A 10,360-nucleotide genomic window follows, 5' to 3' on the forward strand; every position below is an offset into this window, starting at 1 on the left:
CCGGCGGTAGCCAAACCGCCCCTCGTGCAGAGCATAGAGCGCCTGAATCTTTGCCTTCAGCGAAGCATGCTTGTCAGGCTTTTGAAGCACACCAAGTTGGTAATAGAACGTGCTACGCGCCAGGTTGGCCACTTTCAACAAGCCCTCCAGAGGGAATACCGGCCTCAGCGCTACTACGGTGAGGGTTTTTTCCCTGGCCGAGGACTCTGGCTCTGCGCCTTCTTTACCTCTTCGAGCTTTTTTAGGTAGGCATTCTCCATGCGCAGGTATTCGAGTTCTGCCTTGAGCTGTTCCAGGCTTTTCGAATCGTCGTCCTGTGCGTGGACGTCATGAGCGGATTGCTTCTTGGGCATGGTAACGCTCCTCGTTCGTTTGGACGCGTTAAGGGCTAAAAGACCGCCACTGTAGTACTGGCGTTCCCAAATGCCCACACAGGAGGAATAGCCAAGGCCGAATCGTGCTGCGACTTCTCGTAGGGAGAGCTGCTGTTCATACCGACACTGGATGACCGAGAGCTTGAATGCCGCGCTGTAATGGTGCCCTCGAGAACGAAGTCCAGCAGCGCCTAGCGCTTGATAGCTGGCGACCCAGCGTCGAAGCAGGCTGACATCGATGGCATGTCGCTTGGCAACCTTGCGAAATCCATCGATGCCGTCGATGTAGTCCTTGACCGCTGTGATTTTGAACTGCGTAGAGTACTTGCCCATGAAAACACCCCCAGAAAGTCAGATGGGTGTCCAACTTTTGGGGTGCAGATCACTTATTGATTTTATTTAATTAAAAACACCACGTGTAGGAGGGAGCGGGCGGCGATCCGTCTCTGCTGGCGATTGAGCGCGAAGCGCTCACAGGAATCGTCGAAACGCTGCAAATCTACGACTGCTGCGCAGCCGATCGCGATGGTCCGGCATTCCGGCAGAGCTCCCTTCTACAGGTCCCATGTTTGCTGCGCGACAGCGCGGCGCCGGGTGATCTCCTACAAGCCTGTGCCGGTCAGTTAATGATCGGCGCAGGCTTGTACGCCTATCAATACGCGTAGCGCACCGTGGTCATGAAGTTGCGGGGAGCACCATAAAGGCCGGCGGCGGTGGTGGTCAGGTATTCCTTGTCGAACAGGTTATTGACGTTAAGCGCAATCGAAGTCGACGCGTTGATCTGATAACGGGCCATCAGGCTGGCCAGCGCGTAGCTGCTTTGAGTGGTGGCGTAGCTGAGGTTGTAACCGGCTTCGCTCTGCCAGTTCACGCCACCGCCGACGGTGAGTTTGTCCAGGGCGCCGGGCAGGCGGTAGGTGGTGAACAGCTTGACGCTGTTGCGCGGGATTTCGGTGACGATGCGTTTGTCATCGTCGTTGAAGCTGACGCTGTAGGAATAGCCGCCGGTGAACTGCCAGCCATCGAGGATTTCGCCGTTGAATTCCAGCTCGACGCCTTCGCTGGTGGTGCCGTTTTCAGCCTTGTAGGCCTGAAAGCCGCTGGGTTGCAGCAGGTTGCCATCGGCCACGGCCAGGTTGTCCTGCTCGACCCGAAACAGCGCCAGGCTGGTGTTGAGGCGGTTGTCGTTGAAGCTGGCTTTGATACCCACTTCGTAGCCGGTGCCTTCTTGCGGGTCCAGCGGCGTGCCTTTGACATCGCGGATGTTGGCGTTCTGCGGGTTGAAAATCTGCGTGTAGCTGGCGTAGGCGGTCCAGGTGTCGTTCAGGTCGTAGACGAAGCCGGCGTACGGAATGACGATGCCGTTTTCGGTGCGTTCGGTCCTGGTGGTCGAGCCGCCGTACAGCCAGCTTTTGTTTTCGCGGTTCCAGTCCACCACGCGTGACCCGAGGATCAGGCTGGCCTTGTCGGTCAGGTGCCAGCGCGAGGTCAGGAAGGCCGCGTACTGGGTTTCGGTCAGGTCGCTGGCGCCGGTCTTGGTGAAGGTGGGCTTGGGCGACTGGCCGTCCCAGGTATAGATATTGGCGATGGTGCCCGGGTAGCTGCTGCCCGGGCGTTGCCAGCCGCCATAGTTCGACGTGCCGCGCTCTTCAAGGCGCGACAGGGTGACGCCGGTGATCAGCTCATGCTCGCGGCCCAGAAAACTGAACCCGCCCGTGGCGTAGGCATCGAGCTTGTCCTGGGTCGGTGTGGCCTCCCAACGGGTCGGCATGATGTAGCCACCAGCACCGGTGGCGGGGTTGATCGCGCCGTCCATGTAGGTGACCACGGTGTCGTAGTCGTTACGCGAGTGGCTGTATTCGACTTTGCCGCTCCAGCCATTGTCGAACTGATGCTCGACCGAGGTGAATACGGTGCTTTGCTTGCGATCGTAGTACGACCAGTCCGGGGCGCTGTTGAACGAACGCTTGATGTCGGTACGCCCGCCATCAACGGTGAACAGCGGAAAACCGGTGCGCATCGGCGCGTTGGAATGGGTCACCTGATGGCTGAGTCCCAGGGTCAGCAGCGTCGACTCGCTCAGGTCCAGTTCGGTGATGCCGTAGAGCGTCGAGACCTCCTGGCTGAAGCGGTCGATCCAGGCGTGCTGATCTTTCTGATCAGCCACGAAGCGGCCACGCAGGGTGCCGCTGTCGTTCAGCGCACCGCCGGCGTCGATGCTCAGGCCGTAGCGATCCCAACTGCCAGCTTCGGCCGACAGCAACACTTGCGGCTCGGTGGTGGGGCGCTTGCGGATCAGGTTGATGGTCGCCGACGGGTTACCCAGGCCACTGATCAGGCCAGTGGCGCCGCGTACCACTTCGATGCGGTCGTACATGGCGGTGTTCTGTGTGTAGTTGTCCATGCTCGACGAGGTCGGCACGCCGTCGATTTCAAAGTTGGTGATGCTAAAGCCGCGCGACAGATACGGCGTGCTGTCGGCACCGATGCTTTCGCGAATCACGGTGATACCGGCGGTGGCATCCAGTGCGTCGGTGAGGGTTTCCAGTTTCTGGTCTTGCAGGCGCTGTTGGGTCAGCACGGTGACCGATTGCGGGGTCTCCTTGATCGACAGGTTCAGGCGCGTCGAGCTGCTGGACGATTCGGTGGTGTACGACCCGGTGCCTTCGGTGGTCGAGCCCGGCGCCTTGCCGGAAATGCTGACCGCGCCCAGTTCCATCGCGGTTTCGCCGGGCGCGCTTCGCGGTACCAGCACGAAACCGCCATTACCCTGCCGACGGGCTTGCAGGCCGCTGCCGGCCAGCAGCCGCTCAAGGCCTTGCTCGACGGTGTAGCTGCCTTGCAGGCCGGGCGAGGTCAATGCCTGGGTCTGGCTGCTGGCGAACGACAGCGTAACGCCTGCATCGATGGCGAACTGACTCAGCGCCGTGCCCAGCGGGCCTTGCGCGATATCGAAACGGCTGACCTGATTCTGCTCGGCGGCAAAGCCCGGCGTGGCGATCAAGGGCATTGTGATCAGGCCGAATACAGCCAGATGGATGGCGCGGGCCAGTGGAAGACGGGGCATCGGATTTTCCTGGGTTAGCGTGGCACACATGCGGCAGTTTTCGCCGCTTCAGTGCATGGCCGCATGAGAATGAAAATCAGCAACCCCTTGAAGAATTTTTTTACGCGGCCTCGACCGACACCCAATAGCGCGTCAGGTAGCGCACCCGAACGGGCAGCGAGAGGGCCAGGTTTTCGAGAATGGTGTCGGTATGGTCCAGATCGAAACCGCCCGATACGCGCAAATCGGCCACCGCATCACTGCACCTCAATACACCTGGCCGGTAGCGTTCAAGTTCCACCAGCAGGTCGGCCAGCCGCCATTCCAGCACCATCAGCCGACCGCGCAGCCAGGCATCGCTATGGGCGGGCAGGGGGGCAGGCTGGCCCAGCCGGTCATGATCGAACTGCGCCTGCTGGCCAGCCTCCAGCCGTAACAGGCCGGCCGGATTACCGGCCGGGCGCAGTTCCACTGCATGTTCCAGCACCCGCACTTCGGTTTGCGCCGTTTCACTGCGCACACTGAAACGGGTGCCTAGCGCGCGAATACTGCCCTCGGGCGTATGCACCACGAAAGGCCTGCCGGCGGGGTCTTTCGCGGTTTCGATCAGCACCTCGCCATGATGCAGACGCACCTCGCGCAGGCTCGCGCTGTAATGCACGTCCACTGCGGTATGGGTATTGAGGTGCAGTTGGCCGCCATCGGCCAGTTGCACCTGACGCCGCTCGCCTTTGCCGGTGCGCAGCGTTGCCAGCCGCGCCGACAGCGGCTCGACGCTATTGAGGCCCCAGCCTGTGGCTCCGACCGCCAGCAGCAGGCCCAGCACTTTGGCCACCGAGCGGCGTCGGGCCCGAGCGCCGGCCAGGGTCGGTAGCGCCACGTCTTGCGGCAGCCCGCCCAACTGGCGTTGCAGTTTTTCCACACGCGCCCAGGCCTGCACATGGCGGGCGTCCTGCTCCAGCCAGGCCTGCCAACCGCTGCGGTCGGCCTGACCCGGCGCGGCGGCACTGAGCTGTACATACCAGGTGGCGGCGGCTTCAAGCACCTTGCGATCAAGCACCGCTCAGTCCTCCACCAGCAACAGGCACTCGGTCATGGCGCGGATCATGTGTTTTTTCACCGTCGTCACCGACACACCCAGCCGCTCGCCGATGGCGGCATAGCTCAGGCCTTCGAGTTGCACTGCCAGAAAAATCGACCGGGTGCGCTCGCCCAGCCCGTCGAGCATGGCGTCTACCGCTGTCAGCGTTTCGATGATCGACAGCCGCGTCTGCGGCGAAATATCCAGCGGTTCAGGGCGCAACATCAAGGCATCCAGATACGCCTGCTCTACCGCCCGGCGGCGAAACTTGTCGATCATCAACGCCCGCGCAATCGCACTCAGGTACGTGCGCGGCTCACGAATCGCCTCGACATTGCGCGCCGTCAGCACCCGCACGAACGTGTCCTGGGCAAGGTCCGCCGCATCGCTCGAATTCCCCAGCCGTGCGCGCAGCCAGTTATTCAGCCAGCCGTGGTGTTGCTGGTAGAGGTGATGCAGGGAAGAGGAGTCGAGTGCAGACATGGCAGCCGTGTATGTGAGAATGATTCTCTACATTGTTGGCGCAAATCCGCTTTCATGACAAGGGTTGGTTTTCAAGACATTTCCTACACCATCTCCAGCCGTTGCTTACGCAACGGTGCCGGCCAGGCGCGGTCGATGTCGGCGAGGTCTTGCGCACTGAGCACAATGTCGGCGGCGGCCGCATTCAGGCGGATGTGGTCCGGGTTCATGGCCTTGGGAATGGCAATCATATTGTCCTGGCGCAGTACCCAGGCCAGGCTGATCTGCGCGGGCGTGGCGTTATGGCGCCGGGCGACTTCCTGCAGGGCAGGGTGCCAGAGCAGATCGCCGCCCTGGCCGATAGGGCAGTAGGCCATTAACGGCAGGTGACGGTTGGCCGCCCAGGGAATCAGGTCGAATTCGATGCCGCGTTGCGACGGGTTGTACAGCACCTGATTGGTCACGCAGCGCGGATCGTCCAGTTCCAGCAAGTCCGAGACATCGAAGTTCGACACGCCCCAGGCGCCGATCTTGCCTTGCTCGCGCAAGCGCTCGAAGGCCTGCACGGTTTCGAACAACGGGTACTGGCCCCGCCAGTGCAGCAGGTACAGGTCGATGTAATCGGTGTGCATGCGCCGCAGGCTGGCTTCGCAGGCCTTGGGAATGCCCTGACTGCTGGCGTTGAACGGGTAAACCTTGCTGACGATGTACAGCTTGTCGCGCTGGCCGGCGATGGCCTGGCCGACGATTTCTTCCGCGCCGCCGTCGGCATACATCTCGGCGGTGTCGATCAGGGTCAGGCCTTGCTCGATGCCCAGGCACAGCGCGGCAATTTCATCCGAGCGCTGATGATTTTTTTCGCCCATGTGCCAGGTGCCCTGGCCCAGTGCCGGGACGGTCTTTCCTGCCAGTGTCAAAGTACGCATTGATTAAGCTCCAGCCCGCCAGACGATTGCCATTTGAGGGGTAATCGTCAATCTGGTTCCGGTCGATAGATCAAACCCGAAAGGGTTTGAGCCAGCCGTTGAGTTGTTCGCTCAAACGCGCCAGATTCAGGCTCGCGCTGCTCGACTGTTCGGCGGCCAATGCAGTGCCTTGCGACAGTTGTGCGGTCTGGGTGACGTTCTGGTTGATGTCGTCGACCACGTGCGATTGTTGCAAGGTGGCGCTGGCAATCGAGGCATTGAGGCCGTTGAGGTTGCGCAGCGCCTGGCTGATCGAGGTCAGACTCTGGCCAGCCAGATTGGCCTGCTCCAGCGTCAGGTCAGAGGCGCGACTGCTCTCGCCGATGACTTTTACGGCCGCATTGGAGTGATGCTGCAAGCGCTCGATCATGCCTTGAATCTGTGCCGTGGACTTCTGCGTGCGCTGGGCCAGCAGGCGCACTTCGTCGGCAACCACGGCAAAGCCGCGGCCCTGTTCACCGGCACGTGCCGCCTCGATGGCGGCATTGAGGGCCAGCAGGTTGGTCTGCTCGGCAATCGAGCTGATCACCTCCAGTACGCCGCCGATCTGCGTGCTCTCGGCCGACAGGGTGCGCATGACCTCGACGGCCTGATCGATGGTGGCGGACAACTGCTGGATCTGACGCAGGCTGCCGTCGATATTGACCAGACCCTGCTGTGCTTCGGACTCGGCACTGCGCATTTCGCTGGCCGCATGCTCGGCATTGCGTGCCACATCCTGCACGCCGTAGGTGACCTCATTGACCGCTGTGGCCACCAGCTCCATTTGTTGCGACTGCTGCTGGCTGCGTGCTTGTGCCTGCTCGGCGCTGCTGCCCATGTCTCTTGAGGCGTCACCCAACGCCACGGCCGACTGCTGCAACTGGCTGATCACATGGCGCAACTGGGCAATAAACGTATTGAAATGCTGGCTCAGCAGGGTGATTTCATCGCTGCCCTGGGTTTCCAGAGTGCGGGTCAGGTCGCTTTCGCCGCTAGCCACATTGGCCATAGCCTGCACCGCCGCCCGCAAAGGCACCACGATGCTGCGCACAATCACGATCACCAGCAACGCCATCAGCACGCTGATCGCCAGGCAGACCAGGGCGGCCTTGATGACTTGCCCCTGAAACTCGGCGGCAACGTCATCGACATACACGCCAGAGCCGATGATCCAGCCCCAAGGCGCGAACAACTGCACATAGGACGTCTTGCGCACCGGCTCGCTGGCGCCGGGCTTGGGCCAGCGGTAATCGATGATCCCGGAACCCTGACGCTTGGCCACCGCGACCATCTCGTTGAACAGCGCAAAGCCGTCCGGGTCCTTGATGCCCGACAGGTCCTGGCCTTCAAGCTTGGCGTTCATGGGGTGCATGATCATGACGGGGCGCAGATCGTTGATCCAGAAGTAGTCGTTCTGGTCGTAACGCAGCCCGCGAATCGCCGCCAGCGCCTGCTGTTGCGCAGCCTCGCGGGTGAGGGTGCCGGCGGTTTCCAGGCCGTGGTAATGATTGAGCAGGCCACTGGCGGTCTGCACCACATGCATGGTTTTTTGCGCTTTGGCCAGGTACAGATCGTCATGGATCTGTTTGAGCAGCGCGGCGGCGAGGATAAACAGCATCAGGACACAGACGACCAGAATCAACCACAACCGCCGACTGATGGAAAGATGGCGCATGCTCATGGCATCGACCTCGCTTGTTATTGTTATTTACGCTGTCGGCCCATCGTGACCAGAATTGAGCGTTTGGTCACGAAATTTTTCATGCCTTTTTGCTACTACCTTTGGCTAATGGTCAAAGGCTTACACGGCGTGGCGGCATTCAGCCATTTGCGGCATCAGGTCATGCTCGTAAGATGGGATCCAACAGCCGTAGCCAAGGAAGCGCCACGGTGATCATGGATGATCGACCATTGCCAGGATGGCTACCGACAGGGAGTTGGAATGGTCATGTGCAAAGAACCCGCCTCGGCGGGTTTTTGCATTTTTGGGTTTTGAATAAGCCTGAAAGGGTTGGGGCAGAGCTTTCCGATGGAAGGTGTAACCAGATGTGAAAAAACTGTGATTTGATAGGAATGCTTCTCAAAAGCGGCTATCAGTATTTCGCCTTTGAGAAGAGTCCGCGTTGCCAGGGAGGCGCTCATCACTCTTTCCCAGGTACATCGCTCCATGGCCTTCTCTTTCCCGTCCCGCCCGACCCTGCTTGCTCTGTGCTGTTCTGCCAGCCTCATGGCCCACGCCACCGATCAGGTTGTCGAACTGGGCGCTACCGACGTCAACGCCAGCGCCGTCAAAACCAATTCCAATACCCTGCCTGAAGCCTTTGCCGGTGGTCAGGTAGCCCGCGGCGGGCAAATGGGCGTGCTGGGCAATCAGGACAGCATGAACGTGCCGTTCAAGATGACCAGCTACACCTCGAAACTGATCGAAGACCAGCAGGCTGAAGACGTGGGCGATGTGCTGCTCAATGATCCGTCGGTGCGTCAGTCGTTCGGCTTTGGCAACCAGTCGCAGATATTTATCATTCGTGGGCTGCCGTTGGGCGGCGACGACATTTCCTACAACGGCCTGTATGGCGTGCTGCCACGGCAGATCTTGTCCACCGATGCCGTCGAGCGTGTTGAAGTGTTCAAGGGACCGAACGCTTTCATCAATGGCGTCAGCCCAACCGGCAGCGGCCTGGGCGGCAGCGTCAACCTGCAGCCCAAGCGTGCCGGCGACACGCCGACGCGCCGTTACACCCAGGACATCAGCACCGATGGCCGGATTGGCGAGCACCTGGATCTGGGTCAGCGGTTCGGGGAAGACAACCGCTTTGGCGCGCGGGTCAACCTCAGCCAGCGCGAAGGCGAGACTGCCATCGACGATCAGGATCAACGTACCAAGCTGTTCGTTGCCGGGCTGGACTATCGCGGCGAAGGTTTCCGCGCCTCCACGGATTTCGGCTACCAGAAGCAGCGCGTCAACCACCTGCGCAACAGCGTGCAACTCGGCACGGCCACGCAGGTGCCGACCGCACCCGATGCCAGTCATAACTATGGTCAGAACTGGACCTATACCGAGACCGAAGACACCTTCGGCATGATGCGTGGCGACTGGGACCTGAGCGAAAACTGGACTGCGTACCTAGCCGGCGGCGTCAAGCACACCCGTGAAACCGGCATTTACGGCACGCCGGCCCTGGTGGGCAACGGCGGCAGCGCGACCATCGGCGGCTCGGAAATTCCGCACAACGAAGACAACACTACCTTCAGCGCCGGCCTCAATGGCCGTCTGCAAACCGGCCCGATCAGCCATCAGATCGCAATCGGCGCCTCGACGATCTGGACCCAGCAAGAGAACGCCTATGTGTTCTATCGCTCGACCGCCGGCAACACCAGTATCTACAACAAGGTCAACCTGCCGATACCGACCTCGGTGTCGCTGACCGGCGGCGAGATGGGCGATCCAGGCGTGACCGGCAAGACCCGCAACCGCAGCCTGGCGATTTCCGACACCGTAGGCCTGTTCGACGACACGTTGCTGCTGACCTACGGCCTGCGCCGCCAGCAATTGCGCGTCGAGAACTACAGCTATGACGGCACCACGCTCAATGGTGTCGCCTATGGCAACAACGACGGCAGCCGCAACTCGATCTACGACCAGTCGATCACCACACCGGTGTACGGCATCGTCTACAAACCGCTTGGGACCGTTTCGCTGTACGCCAACCGCATCGAAGGCCTGGCCAAGGGCCCGGTTGCATCGGGCACAGTGACCAACCTCGGCCAGGCCTTCCCGCCGGGCCGCACCAAGCAACTGGAGGCCGGGATCAAGCTGGACCTGCAAAGCTTCGGCGCTGACCTGAGTGTGTTCCGTATCGAGAAACCCACCGATGGCTACGTCGATTCGGCGCAAGCGTTGTATGTGCGCGATGGCGAGCAGGTCAACAAGGGTATCGAGCTGAGTGTGTTCGGCGAACCGGTCGAAGGCCTGCGCCTGATGGCCGGTGGCACGCGCATGAGCTCCGAACTGAACGGTACGGCAGGTGGCATCAACGATGGCAACCACGCCATTGGCGTGCCGACCTTCCAGCTCAACGCCAGCGTCGACTGGGATGTGCCGGGCGTCGAAGGCCTGGCGCTCAATGGCCGCATGCTGCGCACCGGTGGCCAGTTCGCCGACCAGGCCAATAACCTCAGCCTGCCGACCTGGAACCGTTTCGATGCAGGTGCCCGTTACAAATTCCGTGCGTACAAGGACCTGACCTTGCGCGTGAACGTGGAAAACATCACCGACAAGAACTACTGGGCCTCGGCCAACGGCGGTTACCTGACCCAGGGCGAGCCACGGCTGGTGAAGTTCTCCGGCACGGTCGATTTCTAAGCCTGGTCGTTTTTGACGGCACCCAGCTCGCGCACCAGAAAATCCACCAGCGCCGATACCCTGCGGTTCGGCGCGCCTCCTGCGGTC

7 protein-coding genes are annotated in these 10,360 nt (G+C 61.2%); 1 reads left to right on the plus strand and 6 read right to left on the minus strand.

The annotated features are described in order from the left end of the window. Positions 1 to 173 precede the first annotated feature (173 nt). From ACYP2A_RS21650 to ACYP2A_RS21675, 6 genes are all read right to left on the minus strand, one after another. Positions 174 to 707, minus strand: coding sequence for a transposase (locus ACYP2A_RS21650; protein WP_459747957.1), 534 nt, complete (start codon positions 705 to 707; stop codon positions 174 to 176). Between the two features lie 319 nt (positions 708 to 1,026). Continuing rightward, complete coding sequence (locus tag ACYP2A_RS21655) at positions 1,027 to 3,441, minus strand: TonB-dependent siderophore receptor (RefSeq protein WP_459747958.1); 2,415 nt, start codon at positions 3,439 to 3,441, stop codon at positions 1,027 to 1,029. 100 nt (positions 3,442 to 3,541) lie between these two features. Beyond that, positions 3,542 to 4,480, minus strand: coding sequence for a FecR domain-containing protein (locus ACYP2A_RS21660; RefSeq protein WP_459747960.1), 939 nt, complete (start codon positions 4,478 to 4,480; stop codon positions 3,542 to 3,544). Positions 4,481 to 4,483: 3 nt separating this feature from the next. After that, the gene (locus tag ACYP2A_RS21665; RefSeq protein ID WP_459747961.1) at positions 4,484 to 4,984 is read right to left on the minus strand and encodes a sigma-70 family RNA polymerase sigma factor; all 501 of its coding nucleotides are present in this window, start codon (positions 4,982 to 4,984) and stop codon (positions 4,484 to 4,486) included. A gap of 83 nt (positions 4,985 to 5,067) precedes the next feature. Beyond that, positions 5,068 to 5,889 (minus strand): aldo/keto reductase, encoded by an 822-nt coding sequence (locus tag ACYP2A_RS21670; protein ID WP_459747962.1) that lies wholly within the window; start codon positions 5,887 to 5,889, stop codon positions 5,068 to 5,070. Positions 5,890 to 5,959: 70 nt separating this feature from the next. Further along, a complete protein-coding gene (locus ACYP2A_RS21675; RefSeq protein ID WP_459747963.1) occupies positions 5,960 to 7,591 on the minus strand; it encodes a methyl-accepting chemotaxis protein in 1,632 nt (543 codons plus the stop codon). A 486-nt stretch (positions 7,592 to 8,077) separates the two neighbouring features. Between ACYP2A_RS21675 and ACYP2A_RS21680 the strand changes: the two genes are divergently transcribed. After that, positions 8,078 to 10,273, plus strand: coding sequence for a TonB-dependent receptor (locus ACYP2A_RS21680; protein ID WP_459747965.1), 2,196 nt, complete (start codon positions 8,078 to 8,080; stop codon positions 10,271 to 10,273). Positions 10,274 to 10,360 lie beyond the last annotated feature (87 nt).

This window comes from Pseudomonas sp. 3A(2025) (assembly GCF_054589175.1).

Coding starts and splice junctions, on each gene's coding strand:
- ACYP2A_RS21650 (WP_459747957.1), bottom strand. CDS start 707: ATGGGCAAGTACTCTACGCAGTTCAAAATCACAGCGGTCAAGGACTAC.
- ACYP2A_RS21655 (WP_459747958.1), bottom strand. CDS start 3,441: ATGCCCCGTCTTCCACTGGCCCGCGCCATCCATCTGGCTGTATTCGGC.
- ACYP2A_RS21665 (WP_459747961.1), bottom strand. CDS start 4,984: ATGTCTGCACTCGACTCCTCTTCCCTGCATCACCTCTACCAGCAACAC.
- ACYP2A_RS21670 (WP_459747962.1), bottom strand. CDS start 5,889: ATGCGTACTTTGACACTGGCAGGAAAGACCGTCCCGGCACTGGGCCAG.
- ACYP2A_RS21675 (WP_459747963.1), bottom strand. CDS start 7,591: ATGAGCATGCGCCATCTTTCCATCAGTCGGCGGTTGTGGTTGATTCTG.
- ACYP2A_RS21680 (WP_459747965.1), top strand. CDS start 8,078: ATGGCCTTCTCTTTCCCGTCCCGCCCGACCCTGCTTGCTCTGTGCTGT.